The organism is Parasedimentitalea maritima (genome assembly GCF_005771405.1).
Lineage (GTDB): Bacteria > Pseudomonadota > Alphaproteobacteria > Rhodobacterales > Rhodobacteraceae > Parasedimentitalea > Parasedimentitalea maritima.
The window spans coordinates 676,256-695,477 of record NZ_VAUA01000001.1 but is presented as its reverse complement, the minus strand read 5'-3'; the positions used below and the strand labels follow the sequence as shown (position 1 = coordinate 695,477).

Here is a 19,222-nt window from a genome sequence, read left to right as displayed (position 1 = left end):
GGCTTTGCCGGGTGAATATCCCCGCGCTTAGAATTTAGGCTCCCTTCATAAGTGCAAGACCCAAGAGCAAAAATTCAGGCAAACCAACCCAGTTGCAGCCGCTTCATCCAACAGATCGTAGTAAATTCATCGAAACAATGTTATTTTTGTAAGCTTCCAGCGGTTACCCAAAAACTCAAAGCTCTTTTTACGCTACGTTACGTAAAGCGAAACAACCAGCCGTATATTTGCAGCAACCTTGCCAAACCCATCATCCACAAAGCTCTCGCAAGGTATCGCAGAACCGCTGAGCTGCAGGAGACAACTGGTGTTCACTTCGAATGCACAGGCCAACGGGGCCAAGCGTGCTACCGGTGTTGATGGGTAGGTGGCTCAACACCCCTGCCTCCAGTTCAGCCCGCACCACGCCATGACTGATAATCCAAACCCCCTTATGCGCCAGCGTAAACCGCCGACAGAATGTCGAGGACACCGTTTCAATTGGAAAACGGGGAGGTAGGATACCTTGTTCCAAGAGCATCCGATCAACATAGGGTCGAATAATCGATCCTTGATTGGGCATCAAAACAGGGAAATCCTGAAACGCCATGTCCGGCAATCGGCTGAATTGTGTTAACGGATGGTCTGCCGCCACCACCGCCACCACGCGCTCGCGAAATAGGGGATCAAAATCCACCCCTGCCATATGTTCCGGCGCAGGAAGCCGCCCAACAACGACATCCAAAAAACCCCGCCGAAGCTGATCCAGCAGGTATTGATTGTCGCCACTCATCACAGAGAACCGACTATGACTGCCTTCCTCTCGCAATTGCGCCAACGCATCAGGTACAACTGTAGCTGATACCGTCGGCAAGGCACCGATCGCCACTTTTGGGCCTTCAGCCTCGCTCAGTCCCTGCAGCATCGAAACCCCGTCACGAGCCAGCGCCAGACTGCGCCCGGCAGGATCGCGAAACATCTCGCCATAGGCCGACAATCGGATACCGCGACCATGTTTTTCGACCAGTTTCTTGCCGCAAACCATTTCAAGCTCACGTAAGGCGCGGGTTACGGCGGGTTGGGTCAATCCCAGTGCGTCAGCTGCTTGGGTAACACTAGACTTGCGAGCAACCTCAACGAAGACTTCCAGGTGCCGCAGCTTGAGATGATCCGACAAACGCATATCATTTCCGATATAAAAAGATCCAATAATTCACATTATACAGGTCAATTTTGATATGCGATACTAAGGAAAAGGAAAAGGAATGGCAGATGAGCAATTCTCGTTACGATCAAGGGATGAAAGTACGCCGCGCTGTATTGGGCAACGAACACGTTGATCGCGCAGAAGCGGCAAAGACACCCTTTGACGAGGATTTTCAAAATCTTATTACAGAAGGTGCCTGGGGCACAGTCTGGTCCAGCGAAGGTATCAGCCAACGTGAACGGTCAATGCTAACTCTGGCCCTGCTCGCTGCGCTAGGTAACTTTGACGAGATCCCAATGCATATTCGCGCCACAGCCCGAACTGGCGCAAGCAAACAGGACGTCATCGAGGCGTTCCAGCATGTCGCTATTTACGCAGGCGTACCGCGCGCCAACCACGCGCTGAAGCTGGCCAAACAGACCTATGCCGAAATGGAAGCTGAGCAAGCCGCCGACTGAGGAGACCCCAAGATGAAAAAACCAGCTGAATTCTATCAACGCGACCGTGAATGGCATCCGCCAGCATTAGATCGCAACTATAAGACTTCGGTGGCACGCTCGCCACAATACCCGCTGATCAGTTTAGAAAACACCGCCAGTGAGATTACTGGCCCGGTGTTTGGTCACAACGATTTTGCTCCGACCGACAACGATCTGCTGACCAATTACGCTCAACCCGGGCAGGCCCCAGTCGGTGAGCGTATCATTGTGCATGGCCGAGTCCTGGATGAAAACGCGCGTCCAGTTCCAAACACCTTGGTTGAGATTTGGCAGGCCAATGCCAGCGGCAAGTACCGCCACAAAAAGGATGCTTATCTGGGGTCGATGGACCCCAATTTTGGCGGCTGCGGCCGCACCATGACGGATAGCGACGGTTACTACTACTTCCGCACAGTCAAACCCGGCGCCTATCCTTGGCGCAATTGGGTTAACAACTGGCGTCCGGCGCATATTCATATTTCGGTATTCGGAACTGGCTTTGCCCAGAGATTAATCACACAGCTATATTTCGAAGGCGACCCTTTGATTGATCAATGCCCAATTGTCAAAACCATTCCTGATCCCGACGCTGTCCAGCAGTTGATTGCAGCGCTGGATATGAACGCAAGCATCCCGCTGGATACCCTCGCCTATAAATTCGATATCGTATTGCGGGGCCGCCGCTCCACGTTGTTTGAAAACCGTTTGGAGGGCAACTGATGAAACAGAAACTGAACTACCTGAAAGAAACGCCTTCGCAAACCGCTGGGCCTTTTGTTCACATCGGCTTGGCCCCGGGGGCCGCCGGCTTTGATATCTATAACCAGGAACTTGGCACCGACATTTCTGGCCCCAATGCCAGCGGCGAACGTATCCGGGTTGAGGGACTGGTCATCGACGGTATCGGTTCGCCCGTCAAAGATGTGATGCTGGAAGCTTGGCAAGCCAATGCCGCAGGCTCCTATGCCCACCCCGAACATCCGGGCGATGTCGAAGACGGGTTCCGCGGTTGGGGGCGGGTGATCACTAATTTCGAAACGGGTGAATGGGGTTTTGACACGATCAAACCCGGCCCTGTGATGGGTCGCAACGGGCAGATGATGGCGCCACATATTAACTTGTGGATTGTGGCACGGGGCATCAATGTTGGCCTGAACACTCGATTGTATTTCTCGGACGAGGAAGAGGCGAACTCCGCTGATCCTGTGATCAATCTGATTGAATGGGAACGACGTAGGAAAACACTGATCGCACAACGCGTGGAACGCGATGGTGCTACCGTTTATCGTTTTGATATCTGCCTGCAAGGCGACAATGAAACCGTATTTTTTGACATCTGAGGACTTTCTAAATGAGTACCCCCTGCATTATCTGCGTCGCGATTACCGGCTCGGTTCCGCGCAAGGAAAACAACCCGGCGGTGCCGATCACCGTAGCTGAACAAATCGAAAGCACTCATGAAGCTTTCGAAGCTGGTGCCTCAATTGCGCATTGTCACGTGCGCAACGATGACGAGACACCAACGTCGGACCCCGAGAAGTTTGGCCGTTTGCTAGAGGGATTGAACACCCACTGCCCTGGCATGATTGTGCAGCTGTCTACTGGTGGACGATCTGGTGCAGGCAAGGACCGTGGCGGCATGTTGTCCCTGCGTCCCGACATGGCGTCATTGTCAGTAGGGTCTAACAATTTCCCTACACGGGTTTACGAAAACTCACCTGATCTGGTGGACTGGCTTGCCTCGGAGATGCGCACTTATGAGGTCAAGCCAGAGGTCGAGGCCTTTGACCTGTCCCATATCCACCAGGCGGTGAAAATGAACCGTGAAGGGCGCATAGCGGGCACCCTATACGTGCAGTTTGTCATGGGTGTTAAAAACGCCATGCCCGTCGATAAGGATGTATTCGATTATTACGTCAAGACCATGCAACGTCTTGCCCCCGAGGCCCAGTGGTGCGGCGCAGGTGTTGGGCCGGGTCAAATCCAGGTCAACGAGTGGGCCATTGCCGCCGGCGGCCACACCCGGACTGGGCTGGAAGACAACATGCGCCTGAACCGCGAAACCTTGGCACCTTCGAACGCCGCACTGGTCGCGCGTGCTGCTGAACTGTGTGAAAAGTATGAGCGCCCAGTGGCCAATTGGCGCCAAGCGCGCGAGATCCTTGGTCTGCGCGCCGCCTAAGACAAACGGCCGCCAATGGATCATTGGCGGCCGAAGTTGGATTTACTCTTCGGCCTAAAGTACCAATCAGTCAGGTCATCCCGGAACTGATCCCAGATAGATCGCTTAATATCGGGCAGTCGGGACGATCATCCCCTGCACAGCACTCCACCAACTCCGTCAAGGCATTGTGCATCATCTGCAGGTCGCTGATTTTGGCTTCAATCTTGGCCAAGTGCTCCTGAGCAAGATGTTTAACATCGGCACTGGCTCGGCTTTCATCGTGATACAGGGCCATCAGCGTACGACAGTCCTCTATCGTGAACCCCAGCGCCCTCGCCCGTCCAAGAAAAGCCAACTTGTGCAGATCAGCGGCAACAAAACTGCGGTAGCCATTGGCCGAACGCAGGGGCTTGATCAGGCCAATATCCTCATAGTAGCGGATAGTCTTGGCAGGCAAGCCAGAGCGAGCGGAAACGTCTCCGATATTCATAATGTGCGTCCTATTCTGCCGGGCTGGTGGCCAGCCCGATTTCTTGGGTGGCATCGGTTTCATTCAATGACGGTTTCAGACGTCGAAGGCGCAGAGCGTTGCTAAGGACAAAGACGCTGGACAAGGCCATCGCCCCTGCGGCCAAAGCCGGTGACAGAAGTGGCCCTCCAAATGGGTATAGCCCTCCCGCAGCCACAGGTATCAACAGTACGTTATAGCCAAAGGCCCAGGTCAGGTTCTGGTGGATATTGCGCATGGTGGCGCGGCTGATGGTTAGTGCATTGACCACGCCACGCAAATCCCCGGACATCAACACGACATCCGCCGCTTCGATTGCCACATCTGTTCCGGTGCCTATGGCAACGCCTACCTCGGCCGTGGCCAATGCAGGCGCGTCGTTGATACCATCTCCGACAAAGGCGAGCGGCCCGTGTTCAAATTGCAGCGCATTGAGTGCCTCTACTTTGTTGGCCGGCAGGCATTCTGCCTTGACCACATCAATCCCCAAATCAGCAGCGATGGTTTTAGCGGTTACCGCATTGTCGCCAGTGATCATCGCCACCTTCAACCCCTGATCATGAAAAGCTGAAATGGCGGCACGCGTGCCGGATTTGACTGGATCGGCCACCGTAATAACGGCGGCGATCTGACCATCAACAGCAGCGTATAATGGGGTATCACCGCGCTTCGCCAACTCAGCTCCAGTTTCAGCCAGCACTCCAGTTTCAATACCCTCACGCGCCATCAACCGGTCAGCACCGATCAGCAGTTCCTGGCCGTCAACCTTGGCCCTCAGGCCATAACCTGGGATTGCTTCAACACTATCCGCTTTGGGAAGATCCTCACCCGCAGCCTCAACAATCGCATGAGCGATGGGGTGTTCGGAATGAACCTCGGCAGCAGCAATCATTGGCAATAATTCTGCGCGAGAGAACCCTGTTGCTGTAGTGAACCCTGTCAGTGTCGGACGTCCTTCGGTCAGGGTTCCGGTCTTGTCCAATGCCACCAGTTTTACGTCTTGCAACTGTTGCAAAGCATCGCCTTTGCGAAACAGGACGCCCATTTCAGCAGCGCGCCCCGTCCCCACCATGATCGAGGTTGGCGTGGCCAACCCCATTGCACAAGGACAGGCAATGATCAGCACCGAGACCCCAGCAACCAATGCAAAACTGAGTGCTGGGTCAGGACCAAACACCAGCCAAGTCAGAATAGTCAGAGCCGCCACCGCCATCACCGCCGGCACAAACCACAGAGTAATGCGGTCAACCATACCCTGCACCGGCAGTTTGGCCCCCTGGGCCTGCTCTACCATGCGAATGATCTGCGCCAGCATGGTATCGTTTCCGACCCGCGTTGCATGATACTCAAGCGATCCATTGCCGTTCACAGTTCCACCGGTCACCAATTCTCCCACGAATTTGGACACAGGTACGGGTTCCCCTGTGATCATGCTTTCATCAACATAAGAGCTCCCCGAGACAACGTTACCGTCCACCGCGATCCGCTCTCCTGGACGGCTGCGAATTAGGTCTCCGACAACAATATGCTCGATCAGAGTGTCAATCACTTCGCCATCAGTGACAACGAGTGCAGTTTGCGCCTGCAAACCCACCAGCTTGCGTATCGCAGCACCTGTGCGCCCTTTGGCGCGCGCCTCAAGCCAACGCCCCAACAGGATCAATACCACAATCACCGCTGCGGCCTCGTAGTAGACATTGGCGGTCCCAACGGGCAGCAATTCAGGCACAAATGTCGAGACGAGTGAGAACCCATAAGCCGCTGCAGTGCCAATCGCGACCAGCGCGTTCATGTCTGGAGCCCCCCGCAGAAGCGCTGGGAACCCTTTGGTGTAAAACGCTCGACCGGGTCCAGCCAAGACCGCAGTGGTCAGCACAAATTGCAGCAGGTAGCTGTTTTGCATCCCGATGTTAGTCAAAACCCAATGATGCAGCGCCGGGATGAGATGACCGCCCATTTCGATAAGGAAAACCGGCAGTGTCAGCACCCCAGCCAAAAGAACCTGGCGACCAAGTCGGCGTATCTCGGCGTCCCTGCGTTGATCAGTCTGGACCTGTTCGTCAGCTTTTCCCTCATTGGTGCGCGCCGGATATCCAACGGCAGTCACGGCCTGCGCCAAATCACCGGCTCTGGTAACCCCGGTCAGGTAGGTGACCTGGGCGCTTTGGCTTGTCAGGTTCACATTCGCTGACAGCACACCGGGAACAGCCAGCAAAGCCCGCTCCGCACGGCCAACACAAGAGGCACAGCTGAGGTCGTCAATCTGCAATACCGCCTGTGCTTCTTCAGCTGGATAGCCAGCCTTAGACAGGGCATGAGTCATGTCAACAAGTGTCAGATCTGCCGTTCCCTCGACCTGCGCACTGGCAGTCGCGAGGTTGACCGACGCCGACACAACGCCATCGACACTGGCGAGTGCACGTTCTGCGCGCCCTACACAGCTAGCACAGCTAAGACCGGTCAGTTGTAATGTGATTTGGGTGGCGGTGGACATGGGAAACCCTTCTGCAGTCATTCCTATGTTATGCCATATGGAGGTTCCTGTCACAGGAAGGTCAAGGGCCGATTGAAGAAAATTTCCAACTATGCGAGAAAACTTGCTGACAGCTTGAAACGGCCTATTCAAGATAATGTGCTGTGTTCAATTCAACGGCCCAGATGCCGCTACTGATCGCTATTTGTCGCATTATAGCAGCTGAGATACCCCTCGCTAATGCTAGATAACTTGCGTGGTATAGTGAGCTTGGATAAGTCTTGAAAAACACTTCGTTACGCTTTGGGCAAACATTGCTTCCCCCAAAACGATCGCTAACCGCCATCACAACACTTGGTCCAGCACCAACAGAACAAAGGAATTTAAGATGATGAGAACGCGCGCCGCTGTTGCTGTTGCACCTGGTCAGCCATTGCAAGTCATGGAGGTCAATCTGGAGGGCCCTCGCGCTGGTGAGGTTCTGGTTGAAATCAAGGCCACAGGCTTGTGCCATACTGATGAATTCACCCGTTCAGGTGACGACCCCGAAGGTATATTCCCCGCGATCCTTGGCCACGAAGGTGCTGGCGTAGTGATTGAAGTTGGCGAAGGCGTGACCAGCCTGGAAGTTGGTGATCATGTAATCCCACTATATACGCCAGAATGTCGCGAGTGTGACTATTGCCTGAACCCAAAAACCAATCTGTGCCAGTCGATCCGCTCCACCCAGGGACAAGGACTGTTGCCCGATGGATCAACACGGTTCTCGATGCTGGATGGCACCCCAATCCATCACTACATGGGCTGCTCCACTTTTGCGAACCATACCGTTGTGCCTGAAATCGCGCTGGCCAAAGTCCGCAAGGACGCTCCGTTTGACAAAATCTGTTACATCGGTTGTGGCGTCACCACGGGTATCGGCGCAGTAATCAACACCGCCAAAGTAGAAATCGGCTCAACCGCCATTGTGTTTGGCCTTGGCGGCATTGGTTTGAACGTGATCCAAGGGTTGCGTCTGGCCGGGGCGGATCAGATTGTTGGCGTTGACCTAAACGCTGGTAAAGTCGAAATGGCGAAGAAATTCGGCATGACCGATTTCGTCAATCCTGCGGATGTAAGTGGCGACCTGGTTGCACATTTGGTTGAACTGACCGGCGGTGGCGCTGATTACACTTTTGACGCCACAGGCAATGTCAACGTAATGCGCACTGCGCTAGAGGCCTCCCATAAGGGTTGGGGGGAAAGCATCATTATCGGTGTAGCACCAGCCGGGGCCGAAATTTCGACCCGCCCGTTCCAGCTGGTCACTGGTCGTTCCTGGCGCGGAACTGCCTTTGGCGGTGCATCAGGACGTACCGATGTGCCCAAAATCGTCGATTGGTACATGGATGGAAAGATCGAAATCGACCCGATGATTACGCATAAGTTGACACTCGACCAGATCAACGAAGGGTTCCAACTGATGCACGATGGAAAATCAATCCGTGCAGTAATAGAATTCTAAACCCCAACACACCACTTTTGACCTAGTAGAACGCGGGCCATTCAGCCCGCGTTTTTTCGTCCTTCCTTCGTCAAGGCTCAGCTTGACTTTCTTTTCTTCAAAATATAACCAGATGGTTATGCAAGTAACACACAGCTCCATGCCCCCGCAGAATCTCGACGCAATTTTTGCGGCACTGGCTGATCCAACCCGGCGGGCCATTTTAACCCGTCTTGCCAGTGGAGAGGCAGGAGTGAACGAACTGACCGAGCCATTCGAGATGAGCCAACCAGCAATTTCCAAACATCTGAAAGTTCTGGAACGCGCCGGGCTGGTTGAGCGCGCGATAGACAAACAGCGCAGACCCGCCCGACTAAAAGCCAAACCTATGGCTGCCGCAGTAAACTGGCTGGAAGAATTTAAGGAGTTCTGGTCGTCAAGTTTCGACCAGCTTGATGATCTTTTGACGACATTGAAACAGGCTGAATTAAAGGAGCCAGGGAATGAGTGAATTACCAACCTATGTATTGGAACGAGAATTTGATGCGCCCCGCGAAATGGTATGGCGCACTTGGACAGAGCCAGAGTTGTTAGCCCGTTGGTATGGCCCTGGCGCAGAAACCATTATTCACGAACTGAATGTTACACCGGGCGGGCTGTGGCTTAACGAAATGAAATGGGGAGGTAAGTCCAACTACGAACGCGTGGAGTACACCAAGGTCGATCCACCCGCGCTCTTGGTCTGGCTCCACTCAACAGCAAATTCTGAATGGGAAGCTTCTGCCAATTCCATGATGCCCGATTGGCCTCTGGTGCTGCTCACCACTGTGACGTTCACCGAGAAAGACGGCAAAACTCAGCTCCGCCTCACCTGGCAACCTCACGAAGCCAGCGCAGCAGAACTTGCCTGCTTTGCCGCAGCTATTGGTGGAATGGACAAAGGATGGGCATCCGGAATGGAAATTCTCACCGAACTGTTGGCCGAGCTACAAGACTAGGCAAAGCCACCAAAATCAACGCCTCAAAAGAGATGCACCTGCCCTGCTGTTGGCAGGTGCATTTCAGACGTTCCGATATCTACATCTTCCTGATCGGTTCGACATGAAGCTGCTTACGCACCTTCTGAGCTAAAACATTCAACACTGTGATTTGATGACTGGTCTTAAGGCACAGACTTGTTACATTGCGTCCTGCCCCAGCTACACTTACCACCAACAATCCAATGAAAGGCCGAATGCCGTGAAGTTTCAGTCAGTTGATATCGGAAAAGCGGCCTCAGCGGCGACCATAATCTTTCGCGCCCTGCGCAAGTCGATCATCGAGGGCGACCTGAGTGATGGTGATCCCCTGCGCCAAGATGAAATCGCCCGTGCGTTCAACACGTCCCGTATTCCAGTACGCGAAGCGATCACAATGCTGGAACAACAAGGGCTGGTTAAAGCAGTACGTTATAAGGGCGCCGTCGTGGCCTGTTTATCGATGCAAGAGGCCGACGAGATCTTTGACTTCCGCTGCCTTTTGGAACCCGAGGTCATTCGCGCTGCAGTCCCTAAAATGACACCCGAAATATTGAGCACTGCGCGCGGACATTTGGAACAGTTTGCGGCCGCTCAGGATCCAATGGAATATGGCAATCTGAACCGGCTCTTTCACTCAACCCTCTATGCCGCAAGTGAAATGCCTTACCATATCTCAGTGATCGAAAACTCAATGGATCGGATCGACCGGCACCTGAGGGCACAATTGGTGATGACGGATGGCATTGAACGCAGCAACCAAGAGCATCTGGCCATTCTGAGTGCATGTGAAGTTGGTGACGCCGAGAAAGCCGCGCAGCTCACCTATACCCACATCCATGACGCCATGGTTTCGCTGCAGGAACAGTTGCAGTCCAGCAAATGAAACGGGGGCCGAAGCCCCCGATCTGTTCTCATAGCGGATGATAGCAAGCCACTTGTTGCGCATCACCTTCCAGTTTGGGCCGTGGAGGGTGGTAAGCATCCCAGACTGATTTCTTGGTGACGTTAATCGGTCATGTTCCGTTCACCTGCCGGATGAAAGCAAAAGAATTCAACACCACGCCAAGGAAGTTGAGCAGGCGGGAGTGTGTTGCGAAACATCAGCGGCCCACAATCATCAGATCTTTGGGGAACTGGGTCAGTGACCGGTATCCGGTTTCGGTAATCAGCACGTCATCTTCGATACGCACGCCAAAATTGCCGACGTCATATAGACCCGGTTCATTGGTATAAACGGTACCAGCAGGCAGAACCTGATGGTTGCCACGCATGATATACGGCGCTTCGTGGACGTCGCGTCCCAATCCGTGGCCAGTCTTCGTGCGGATACGGTCCGCATAGGGTGACGCCTCCAGCACGCCGGTGACAACATCATCAATATCGTGTGCAGTCACACCGGCGCGGGTCATTTTCAGACCAGCCAAATTGGCCGCAAGTACGGTGTTGTACACATCGCGCGCTTCGTCGCTGGGCTCGCCCACAAAGACCGTACGGGTAATGTCTGCAGCAAATCCATCTTTGCGACCACCAAAGTCAAACAGCAGCGGATCGCCTTTCTGCACCTTGTAGTCGCCAGCGTGGGCATGTGGCATCGCGGAATTCGGGCCAGCAACAACAATTGGCGAGAACGCCATTCCGTCGGCCCCTTCGGAGAACAGAGCCTGGATCAGCGCGCTTTCGATTTCTTTTTCGGTCTGTCCTACACGCACACCATCAAGTACGCGGTGCAACGCACGCTCGGACAGAGCAATCGCAGCCTCTAGCGCGGCGACATCCGCATCAGTCTTGACCATCCGCAATCCGGAAATTTCAACTTCGGCATCTATGATCTCCAGCTCGGGTTGCGCCTTTTTCAACGCATGATGCACAAAAACCCGCATCACCTGGCCTTCGACAGCGAGCCGTTGCATTGGCATATGCTGCGCCAGCGCAGCAAAGGCATCCGCATACCCATCCTGATCGCGCCAATCGAACACTTCACCGTCAAATCCAACCAAATCCCAAGAGCTCAGCTCAAGATTGGGAACAATAGCGGCGGAAGGACCGTCTGCTGCAATGATCAGTACAAAGGGGCGTTCGTGGCTCATAAAAGTATGACCCAGGGCGCGGGTGAAGTTTGGACCTGGAACCAGTGCTAATGCATCAACAGCCAAAGTTTTGGCCAACTGGCGGTATTCGGTTAGAGAATTCGGCATTGCTTGTCTCCGGAAAGCATTAATGTGAACCGGGCCCCGATTTGGGCTCCGGTCTGGTTCGGTTATCCAATTCGCCGGAAAGGCCGTAGAAAATGTGGCCACCTGGTGGGTGAACTTTGCAGCCGCTAACTTTGTTGCACATCGGCATGTAAACAGACGAGTGCGCGGTAGCCACCCAGCTCGCCCGCAGCTTTTGATACCAAACCGAAGCATCAGGGATAATTGCAAAAATCAGATTGTCGATCTCGGCCTTGTCTTTCCAATAGCTATCACGCCCCTGATAACGGATGACCACGTCTTTCTGCTTGGCCGTCGGACTATCATTGCTGGCTTCAACACTTTCTGCCCACCCTTGGACAACATTGATCGTGCCGATTTTGAATTCCAGCAGGCGGTAATAAATCGGACGCGAAGGGGCATCAAAAGTGATGCCCGAAATAAATAGTGCCGGGTCGATCCCTTCTGGTGCCCCTTCAGAACAATAAACCAATGCGCTGGCATAGGCGGTGCTGGTGCTCAGCGCCAACGCGCCGACTGCCATCAAAAACCTAGCTTTCATTTTCAACTCGCATTTTTTGTTTTACCGCCAGATCTTTGAAGGTCGAGGTGATTTCATCCCGAACTTGTCCCAGCTAACAATGCATCCAGTTCATAGTGCATCCAATCTGCGAACTACACTGTCAATCCGCTCAAAGCCCAATCTTGCGCAGCTCGTTTGGGAAGGACTGATCACTAGCAACGGCATATTATCAATCGCTTGCGCCAACCTTCACCTTTGGACCCCCACTCAAAACAGGCGTTAAAAGGAAAAAATCCCATTCTACCTGGTTTTGAACATTTCCATCGGCTGGAAGTAGGCAAAGGGTTGACCTTATCCCCCCCAGGGGGATACATGAAATATGTCCCAGCCCCATAAGCACAGCTCACACCCGCGAATCTCAGCGCGTCTAAAACGCGCCAACGGTCACCTGTCTGCGGTCATTGCCATGATCGCGGATGGCCGCCCATGCAATGACATCGCGCAGCAACTACAGGCCGTTGAGAAGGCCATCACAAACGCCAAACGGGCGTTGATCCACGATCACATTGACCATTGCCTTGACCCAAACGACAGCGATCAAGCTATCGACACAAAAAGCTTCAAAGACATAACTAGGTATCTGTAACCCATGCTGAGCGTTCTTAAAAACCGAACCTACCGACATTTATTTGCAGCCCAATTGATTGCACTCATGGGCACCGGAATAGCGACTATTGCTCTTGCCCTGCTCGCATATGATCTGGCCGGAAACCGGGCTGGGTTGGTCCTTGGCATGGCGCTAACCATCAAAATGGTCAGCTATGTGACTATTGCACCGATTGCCTCAGCATTGGCCGAAACCCGCTCTCGACGGGCCTGGTTGGTTAGTTTGGATGTCATTCGCGCCGCTGTCGCCTTGGCATTGCCTTTTGTCGATCAAATCTGGCAAATCTATGTACTGATCTTCATGCTACAGGCCTCTTCAGCAGCATTTACTCCGGCGTTTCAGGCCTCGATCCCTGATGTGCTGCCAGATGAAGAGGGCTATACAAACGCACTGTCACTGTCGCGGCTTGCATATGACCTGGAAAATCTGATTTCGCCTGCCCTAGCGGCTGCACTCCTGTCAGTCATGGCATTTAGTACAATGTTTTTTGGCACAGCCCTTGGCTTCATCGCTTCGGCTCTTCTCGTCTTGACGATTGCTTTGCCCTCGCCAAAACCAAGCCGCCGCCGCGGTATTTATGACCGGACAACCCGAGGTATACGCATCTATCTGACGACCCCGAGATTACGTGGACTGCTTGGGCTCAGCATGGTGGCTTCGGCAACTGGCGCTATGGTAATCGTCAATACCGTGGTGGTGATACGTGGCGAACTCGGCCTTGGTGAGAACATGGTCGCACTGGTGTTGGCTAGCTTTGGTGCAGGCTCGATGCTTGCCGCCTTGGTTCTACCACGGCTTCTCGTACATGCATCAGACCGCCCAGTCATGTCGGCGGGGGCCATTCTGGCAATTGTTGCCCTAGGCTTTTTGGCACTAAAAACGCAGTTGACCGGGCTCTCATTGACAGCCGTTCTAATCACCTGGTTGGCAATCGGGATTGGCTATTCGGCAATCCTGACCCCATCAGGTCGATTGCTGCGCCGTTCGGCCCAACCTGCAGACAGGCCGGCCATTTTTGCTGCGCAATTCACACTGTCTCATGGCTGCTGGTTGGTGACCTACCCAATGTCTGGATGGCTGATGAGCCAGTATGGTATTGTGATCTCCCTTTGGGGATTGGCTGTACTGGGGCTGGCCGGGCTAGTATTTGCCTGGCAACAATGGCCAGCGCAGGCCCAGCCCAATAGCGTCAATTCTCCACCCAATCAGAACTAGGAGCTAAAGGGGGTAGAGCCTACGTGTGATTTTTTTACGAAAACAACCGATCGCACACGACGAGTACATGTGAAAATTCGTCCAAATTGGAACGAGTTACGCGGTCAAAAATTTTGGCCGTCACCTTCGTTCGTGGCTGTCATTTTGACCCCGTAGCCCCATAACTTACGTGCATGTTTCAGCACCTCTTCACAATTAACAGTATCCAACTGAATGCCATTGCGCACCAAATGCGTCAGCTTCAGCTCTCTGTCACCACGAAGATCTACATCGGTCACCTGAATATCCGGCTCCAGATAGGCCAGGTTGTAAGATTGGGCTAAATCACGGCGAATATCCCGATAGCCCGCCCGATTATGTATCTGGCTGACCAGTAGATTGGGATGTTTGGCATCATTGGTAAGGGTGAAGAGTTTGAATTTGCGGATGAGGTGCGGAGACAGGAATTGCTGGATAAAACTCTCATCCCTGTAGTTTGCCCAGGCATGCCGCAGCACCCCCCTCCAGTCAGGGTCTCCCGCAAAATCGGAGAACCATTCGCGATCTTCATCGGTTGGTGATTGGCATATCCGTCTGATATCCATCATCATTGCAAAGCCTAGCGCGTAGGGATTGATGCCCCCATATCTTGGATCGTCATACTCCGGTTGCAGCACAACATTGGTATGACTGTGCATCATTTCCATATATGCACCCTGCGTCAGCTGACTCCGCTCATGGAGCTTATTGATGATGTAGTAATGCACAAAAGTCGCGCAACCTTCATTCATCACTTTGGTCTGCTTCTGCGGGTACAGGTACTGCGCCAAGCAACGTACAATGCGCAGAATTTCACGCTGCCACGACCGTAGGATCGGGCTGTTTTTCTCAAGGAAATACAAAATGTTTTCCTGCGGCAAGTTTAGTTCTTTTTGGCGGGCGCTGATCTGTGGGTCTTCATCCTCGCTGTCCTCGCCCTCATGGCGCATCGTGCTGTCTGTCCACAAATCCAGCAGGCTCTGGCTGCTTTCATACCCATCACGTACCCGCTGCATCGCCTGCCTCTCCGCAGCGGTGGGCTGCGGTGGGCGTCCATACCGAAACACCCCTTGCGCCTGCAACGCATGGGCAGCATCCAAAATTTCTTCAACTGCATCCAGCCCATAACGCTCTTCGCATGCAGAAATGTAGTTTTTTGCAAAGGCCAAATAGTCATGGATCCCGGCCGCATCGGTCCATTGCAGAAACAGATAGTTGTTCTTAAAGAAATGGTTATGCCCAAAAGCCGCATGTGCCATCACCAGCGTCTGCATCGCCATGGTATTTTCTTCCATGTTGTAACTGATACAGGGGTTTGAGTTTATGACGATCTCATAAGCCAGTCCCTGTCGACCCGTCCGGTACAACGTATCATCGCGGACGAAATGTTTGCCGAATGACCAGTGTTGATACATCAGCGGCAGGCCCGCGCAGGAGTAAGCATCCAACATTTGCTCGGACGAAATAATTTCTATCTGGTTTGGATAAATTTCCAGTCCCAGATCGTTCAGCGCGATATCCTCAATCGCGTCGCGCGCCTTCTCCATCAGCTCAAATGTCCACTCTGGCCCGTCAAACAACACCTTTCTGGTGGTTTTAGCTGCCTGCATGCTGCGCCCCTTTTATTTTGGGTAGAAAGAACTCCCGGAATATTGGATAGATATGAGAGGGCAGCGAGACCCGCTGCATTTCAAAATGTTGAACCTTGTTTCTCACCTGTCTGTAGGCCTGCCAAAGGTCTTCACCAGCTTCTGCATTGCTTAATAACATGTCGGCGTCTTCATCGACGATTTCGACATAGGCATAAAACTGACAAACAGGCAGCAGATCTTGTAACAACAGCGTCTTACACCGCTGCGAGTCATTGCCAAAGTTTTCCCCGTCCGACGCCTGGGCACCATAGATGTTCCACTCATCTGTCGGATAGCGGTCTGCAATAACCTCTTTCATTTTCTCCAACGCTGTTGAAACGATGGTCCCCCCGGTTTCGCGGGCATAAAAGAACGCCTCTTCGTCTACTTCCTGCGCGTGATGGGTATGGCGAATAAACACAATCTCAGTCTGCTCATAGCCACGTGTTAGAAACAGATGCAGCAGCAGGAAAAACCGCTTCGCCAGATCTTTTTCACGCTCTTGCATAGAGCCGGAAACATCCATCAGGCAGAATACAACTGCCTTGGAGTTACGTATCTTTTCGGGGACATAGGTATCAAACCGCAAATCCAACGGATCGATGTATCCAACCACCCGGCGTTTACGTTCTATGGCTTCCAGGCGCGCCTGCAACTCTTGCAACAGTTTCTGCTGCTTGGTCGTCAGAGGCTCTTTCATCTCCAGTTCTTCTATCTGGCTCTCTATCTCTTTCTGGGCGGCCATGGTTGGCCGTTGCAGGGCGATACGGCGCCCCAAAGAATTGCGCATGGTGCGAACCAGATTCAGATTGTTAGGAGATCCGGCCGTGGTCAGCCCAGCGCGGCGTGTACCAACAGTAAGCGTTTCAAAGGTGTTCTTTTCAACCAGGTCCGGAAGCTCCAGCCCATCGAACAGAATCTCCAGGTATTCATCCTGCGACAGGGTAAAGGAGAACTCATCCTCTCCTTCGCCATCTTCGGACGCCTTACTCCCGCCCTGCCCAGCTCCACCTTGAGGTCGTGGGATAGTGTCACCAACCACAAATTCCTTGTTGCCCGGCAACACATGGTGACGCAGACCACCTGTGGCAGAATGGGCCAGGCGCGGCTCCTTTAACCCCTTGGCAGGGATAGTGACTTTTTCACCCTCATTCGGATCACCACTGTCCTGTTGCAAGGTTTTGCCGCGCACGGAGCGGTCAACACGCTCTTTGATGTTGTCGCGTGCCCGGCGTAGGAACCGTTGCCGGTTGCCAAGACTTTTACCCTTTGGATTGCGGCGCCTGTCAATGAAGTGATGCATCTAGCCCGCCTTGTTCACCCGCATGTACCATTCAACCAGCCGCCGAACTTGGCGGTCGGTGTAACCATGGCTTCGCATGCGATCGACAAACTCAAGATGCTTGCCTTCTGTTTTACTGTCTTTTTTGCTGCCAAAACTGATCACCGGCAGCAGTTCTTCGACCTGTGAGAACATGTGGCGTTCAATTACGTCTCTTAACTTTTCATAAGAGTTCCATGCCGGGTTACTGCCACTGTTCGCGCGATGACGCAGTGCAAACTTGACCACTTCGTTCCGGAAATCCTTAGGATTGGCGATGCCCACGGGCTTCTCGATCTTGCTAAGCTCACTGTCCAGGACATCGCGATCATACAACTGACCGGTATCTGGATCTTTATAATCCTGCTCTTCGATCCAGGCATCCGCATAAGAAATGTAGCGATCAAACACGTTCTGCCCGTATTCGGAATAGCTCTCCAGATAGGCTTTTTGGATCTCGTTACCGATGAACTCTTCATAGCGAGGAGCCAGCTCAGTCTTGATGAACTCCAGATACAGTGTCTCGGTCTCTTGTGGGAATTGCTCACGCTTGATCATCTGTTCCAGAACAAACATCAGATGCACTGGATCCGCAGCCAGCTCTTCAGTGTCAAAATTAAACACCGAGCTTAGGACCTTAAATGCAAATCGGGTAGAAACCCCTGTCATGCCCTCATCAACGCCAGCCCGATCTTGATACTCCTGCACTGTCTTGGCTTTGGGGTCTGTATCTTTCAGGCTTTCGCCATCGTAGACCCTCATCTTGGAATAAAGATTGGAATTTTCATGTGGCTTCAAACGGGACAAAACTGAGAAGCGGCTGAGAATTTTCAACGTCTCCGGAGCACACGGGGCAACTTTTAGCTCACTGTTGTCCAAGAGTTTTGCGTATATTTTCGCTTCTTCGGTAACACGCAGGCAATAGGGCACTTTGACGATACTGACACGGTCAATAAAGGCCTCGTTGTTTTTGTTGTTCTTAAAGTTCTGCCATTCACTTTCGTTTGAGTGCGCCAACACCAATCCGTTAAAGGGGATGGCACCAAAGCTTTCGGTGCCCATATAGTTGCCTTCCTGAGTGGCGGTCAGCAATGGATGCAACATCTTGATCGGCGCCTTGAACATCTCAACAAATTCCATCACCCCCTGCGTCGACCGGTTTAGCCCTCCCGAAAAACTATAAGCGTCCGGGTTATCCTGGCTAAAGTGTTCCAGCATGCGGATGTCGACCTTCCCAACCAAAGTCGAAATATCCTGATTGTTCTCATCACCGGGCTCGACTTTGGCGACACAAATCCGACGCAGCCGCGAGGGATGCAGGCGCACCACTGAGAACCTGTTGATATCACCATCAAATTCATCCAGTCGCTGCACCGCCCAGGGTGACATCAAGCCGGGGAGCCGGTGCAGGGCAACACCATATTCCTGCTCCAGTATTTTGCCCATACGAACCGGGTCAAACAGCCCCAGTGGTGATTCAAAAATCGGCGAGATTTTGTCGCCAGCTTTCAGGACATAAATAGGCTCATCTTCGACCAGACGCTTCAGACGTTCAGCCAGAGAGGATTTGCCCCCTCCAACCGGTCCTAGAAGATACAATATCTGCTTACGCTCCTCCAAACCCTGGGCTGCGTAGCGAAAAAAACCCACGATGCGTTCTATGGTATCGTCCATGCCATAGAAGTCTTTGAATGCGGCATAGCGCTTGATAGTGCGGTTTTGAAAAATCGGACCCAACCGGGCGTCTTTGGATGTGTCCACCAGCTCTTCCTGGCCAATAGCTTTCAGCATCCGTTCCGCAACACTGGCATATAAGCCAGGGTCATCGCGACACCCGTTCAAATAGTCCTGCAGTGACATTTCCTGTTCACGTGTTTCGCCGTACTGCTCGGCAAAAAGTTCGGCAAGGTCTTTCATTTGATACTAGCCTCCTAGATTGCGACCGCCCGTATGGGTTGAAACCCCCTCTCGAACAATTGCACCGAGCCAGGGCAAAACTGTCCAAGTCGTTCTATAGTCTGAAACTATTCGGTGCCGGTATCGGCAATCGACGAACCTAAGGTTGCGCAAAATGGCAGTGCTCAGCGTGCGAATTCGGTTTTCGTCATCACGATATTGCCTGTAACCATGCTCCAATTACGAAGACCATATTAACTAAAACTGGTGTAGTTTTGCTTAATTGCCATAAAGTTTTAATAGAACGATTGTTCACTATACAGAGAGCATTGCTGGCGCGGCGTCGCGAACAACCAGCAATTATTGGTCGGCCTGCATCATTGGCCGAAGGCTACCAGACCCAACACCAGAGCCCAACTCACTTACACTGCGCTGTTTCAGAGCCGC

General features: G+C 53.0%; 18 protein-coding genes. 10 read left to right on the top strand and 8 right to left on the bottom strand.

Features of this window, described 5'->3' with window-relative positions; genetic code table 11:
- Positions 1-250 precede the first annotated feature (250 nt).
- Positions 251-1,162, bottom strand: a complete 912-nt coding sequence (pcaQ, locus tag FEE96_RS03435; protein WP_138161580.1) for a pca operon transcription factor PcaQ — start codon at positions 1,160-1,162, stop codon at positions 251-253.
- Positions 1,163-1,251: 89 nt separating this feature from the next.
- Here pcaQ and pcaC point away from each other — a divergent pair, with 89 nt between their 5' ends.
- From pcaC to FEE96_RS03415, 4 genes are read left to right on the top strand one after another with little or no spacing between them, the layout of a single operon-like run.
- The gene (gene pcaC / locus FEE96_RS03430; protein WP_138161579.1) at positions 1,252-1,644 is read left to right on the top strand and encodes a 4-carboxymuconolactone decarboxylase; all 393 of its coding nucleotides are present in this window, start codon (positions 1,252-1,254) and stop codon (positions 1,642-1,644) included.
- A 12-nt stretch (positions 1,645-1,656) separates the two neighbouring features.
- Positions 1,657-2,385, top strand: coding sequence for a protocatechuate 3,4-dioxygenase subunit beta (pcaH, locus tag FEE96_RS03425; RefSeq protein WP_138161578.1), 729 nt, complete (start codon positions 1,657-1,659; stop codon positions 2,383-2,385).
- Positions 2,385-3,005 carry a protocatechuate 3,4-dioxygenase subunit alpha gene (gene pcaG, locus FEE96_RS03420; protein WP_138161577.1) on the top strand — a complete coding sequence of 207 codons (621 nt, stop codon included), beginning with the start codon at positions 2,385-2,387 and terminating at the stop codon, positions 3,003-3,005. The genes pcaH and pcaG overlap by 1 nt, the downstream gene beginning before the upstream one ends.
- An 11-nt stretch (positions 3,006-3,016) precedes the next feature.
- Positions 3,017-3,847 (top strand): 3-oxoadipate:acetyl-CoA acetyltransferase, encoded by an 831-nt coding sequence (locus FEE96_RS03415; RefSeq protein WP_138161576.1) that lies wholly within the window; start codon positions 3,017-3,019, stop codon positions 3,845-3,847.
- Positions 3,848-3,917: 70 nt separating this feature from the next.
- On the opposite strand, the gene cueR is transcribed toward FEE96_RS03415, so the two are convergent.
- Positions 3,918-4,319 (bottom strand): Cu(I)-responsive transcriptional regulator, encoded by a 402-nt coding sequence (cueR, locus tag FEE96_RS03410; protein ID WP_138161575.1) that lies wholly within the window; start codon positions 4,317-4,319, stop codon positions 3,918-3,920.
- 10 nt (positions 4,320-4,329) lie between these two features.
- Positions 4,330-6,831, bottom strand: coding sequence for a heavy metal translocating P-type ATPase (locus FEE96_RS03405; protein WP_138161574.1), 2,502 nt, complete (start codon positions 6,829-6,831; stop codon positions 4,330-4,332).
- A 370-nt stretch (positions 6,832-7,201) separates the two neighbouring features.
- Here FEE96_RS03405 and FEE96_RS03400 point away from each other — a divergent pair, with 370 nt between their 5' ends.
- The 4 genes from FEE96_RS03400 to FEE96_RS03385 all read left to right on the top strand — a co-directional run bounded on the left by FEE96_RS03400 (position 7,202) and on the right by FEE96_RS03385 (position 10,195).
- Positions 7,202-8,314 (top strand): S-(hydroxymethyl)glutathione dehydrogenase/class III alcohol dehydrogenase, encoded by a 1,113-nt coding sequence (locus FEE96_RS03400; RefSeq protein ID WP_138161671.1) that lies wholly within the window; start codon positions 7,202-7,204, stop codon positions 8,312-8,314.
- Positions 8,315-8,396: 82 nt separating this feature from the next.
- Entirely contained in the window at positions 8,397-8,804 is a 408-nt protein-coding gene (locus FEE96_RS03395) for an ArsR/SmtB family transcription factor (RefSeq protein WP_246079263.1), read from the top strand.
- Positions 8,797-9,291 (top strand): SRPBCC family protein, encoded by a 495-nt coding sequence (locus tag FEE96_RS03390; protein WP_138161573.1) that lies wholly within the window; start codon positions 8,797-8,799, stop codon positions 9,289-9,291. Before FEE96_RS03395 ends, FEE96_RS03390 begins: the two co-directional genes overlap by 8 nt.
- A 241-nt stretch (positions 9,292-9,532) precedes the next feature.
- Positions 9,533-10,195 carry a GntR family transcriptional regulator gene (locus FEE96_RS03385; RefSeq protein WP_138161572.1) on the top strand — a complete coding sequence of 221 codons (663 nt, stop codon included), beginning with the start codon at positions 9,533-9,535 and terminating at the stop codon, positions 10,193-10,195.
- 217 nt (positions 10,196-10,412) lie between these two features.
- Here FEE96_RS03385 and FEE96_RS03380 read toward each other — a convergent pair whose 3' ends face one another.
- Together FEE96_RS03380 and FEE96_RS03375 are read right to left on the bottom strand one after the other, a co-directional pair.
- Entirely contained in the window at positions 10,413-11,507 is a 1,095-nt protein-coding gene (locus tag FEE96_RS03380; RefSeq protein ID WP_138161571.1) for a M24 family metallopeptidase, read from the bottom strand.
- A gap of 19 nt (positions 11,508-11,526) precedes the next feature.
- Positions 11,527-12,066 carry a periplasmic substrate-binding domain-containing protein gene (locus FEE96_RS03375; RefSeq protein WP_138161570.1) on the bottom strand — a complete coding sequence of 180 codons (540 nt, stop codon included), beginning with the start codon at positions 12,064-12,066 and terminating at the stop codon, positions 11,527-11,529.
- Between the two features lie 340 nt (positions 12,067-12,406).
- Here FEE96_RS03375 and FEE96_RS03370 point away from each other — a divergent pair, with 340 nt between their 5' ends.
- Complete coding sequence (locus tag FEE96_RS03370) at positions 12,407-12,673, top strand: metal-sensing transcriptional repressor (protein ID WP_138161569.1); 267 nt, start codon at positions 12,407-12,409, stop codon at positions 12,671-12,673.
- A 3-nt stretch (positions 12,674-12,676) separates the two neighbouring features.
- Positions 12,677-13,909, top strand: a complete 1,233-nt coding sequence (locus FEE96_RS03365) for an MFS transporter (RefSeq protein WP_138161568.1) — start codon at positions 12,677-12,679, stop codon at positions 13,907-13,909.
- Positions 13,910-14,013: 104 nt separating this feature from the next.
- Here FEE96_RS03365 and FEE96_RS03360 read toward each other — a convergent pair whose 3' ends face one another.
- Genes FEE96_RS03360 through FEE96_RS03350 form a run of 3 tightly spaced genes read right to left on the bottom strand, consistent with a single transcriptional unit; the run spans position 14,014 to position 18,796 of the window.
- Positions 14,014-15,537: a SpoVR family protein gene (locus FEE96_RS03360; RefSeq protein WP_138161567.1), complete on the bottom strand. Its 1,524-nt coding sequence runs from the start codon at positions 15,535-15,537 to the stop codon at positions 14,014-14,016.
- Positions 15,524-16,861: a YeaH/YhbH family protein gene (locus FEE96_RS03355; RefSeq protein WP_138161566.1), complete on the bottom strand. Its 1,338-nt coding sequence runs from the start codon at positions 16,859-16,861 to the stop codon at positions 15,524-15,526. The genes FEE96_RS03360 and FEE96_RS03355 overlap by 14 nt, the downstream gene beginning before the upstream one ends.
- Positions 16,862-18,796 carry a PrkA family serine protein kinase gene (locus tag FEE96_RS03350; RefSeq protein ID WP_138161565.1) on the bottom strand — a complete coding sequence of 645 codons (1,935 nt, stop codon included), beginning with the start codon at positions 18,794-18,796 and terminating at the stop codon, positions 16,862-16,864.
- Between the last annotated feature and the right edge of the window lie 426 nt (positions 18,797-19,222).

What these genes read in the sequence shown, in the direction of transcription:
- FEE96_RS03415 (WP_138161576.1), top strand. Translation starts at nt 3,017, where the DNA reads ATGAGTACCCCCTGCATTATCTGCGTCGCGATTACCGGCTCGGTTCCG.
- FEE96_RS03400 (WP_138161671.1), top strand. Translation starts at nt 7,202, where the DNA reads ATGAGAACGCGCGCCGCTGTTGCTGTTGCACCTGGTCAGCCATTGCAA.
- pcaG (WP_138161577.1), top strand. Translation starts at nt 2,385, where the DNA reads ATGAAACAGAAACTGAACTACCTGAAAGAAACGCCTTCGCAAACCGCT.
- FEE96_RS03370 (WP_138161569.1), top strand. Translation starts at nt 12,407, where the DNA reads ATGTCCCAGCCCCATAAGCACAGCTCACACCCGCGAATCTCAGCGCGT.
- pcaQ (WP_138161580.1), bottom strand. Translation starts at nt 1,162, where the DNA reads ATGCGTTTGTCGGATCATCTCAAGCTGCGGCACCTGGAAGTCTTCGTT.
- FEE96_RS03405 (WP_138161574.1), bottom strand. Translation starts at nt 6,831, where the DNA reads ATGTCCACCGCCACCCAAATCACATTACAACTGACCGGTCTTAGCTGT.
- FEE96_RS03360 (WP_138161567.1), bottom strand. Translation starts at nt 15,537, where the DNA reads ATGCAGGCAGCTAAAACCACCAGAAAGGTGTTGTTTGACGGGCCAGAG.
- pcaC (WP_138161579.1), top strand. Translation starts at nt 1,252, where the DNA reads ATGAGCAATTCTCGTTACGATCAAGGGATGAAAGTACGCCGCGCTGTA.
- FEE96_RS03380 (WP_138161571.1), bottom strand. Translation starts at nt 11,507, where the DNA reads ATGCCGAATTCTCTAACCGAATACCGCCAGTTGGCCAAAACTTTGGCT.
- FEE96_RS03350 (WP_138161565.1), bottom strand. Translation starts at nt 18,796, where the DNA reads ATGAAAGACCTTGCCGAACTTTTTGCCGAGCAGTACGGCGAAACACGT.
- FEE96_RS03390 (WP_138161573.1), top strand. Translation starts at nt 8,797, where the DNA reads ATGAGTGAATTACCAACCTATGTATTGGAACGAGAATTTGATGCGCCC.
- cueR (WP_138161575.1), bottom strand. Translation starts at nt 4,319, where the DNA reads ATGAATATCGGAGACGTTTCCGCTCGCTCTGGCTTGCCTGCCAAGACT.
- FEE96_RS03355 (WP_138161566.1), bottom strand. Translation starts at nt 16,861, where the DNA reads ATGCATCACTTCATTGACAGGCGCCGCAATCCAAAGGGTAAAAGTCTT.
- pcaH (WP_138161578.1), top strand. Translation starts at nt 1,657, where the DNA reads ATGAAAAAACCAGCTGAATTCTATCAACGCGACCGTGAATGGCATCCG.
- FEE96_RS03365 (WP_138161568.1), top strand. Translation starts at nt 12,677, where the DNA reads ATGCTGAGCGTTCTTAAAAACCGAACCTACCGACATTTATTTGCAGCC.
- FEE96_RS03375 (WP_138161570.1), bottom strand. Translation starts at nt 12,066, where the DNA reads ATGAAAGCTAGGTTTTTGATGGCAGTCGGCGCGTTGGCGCTGAGCACC.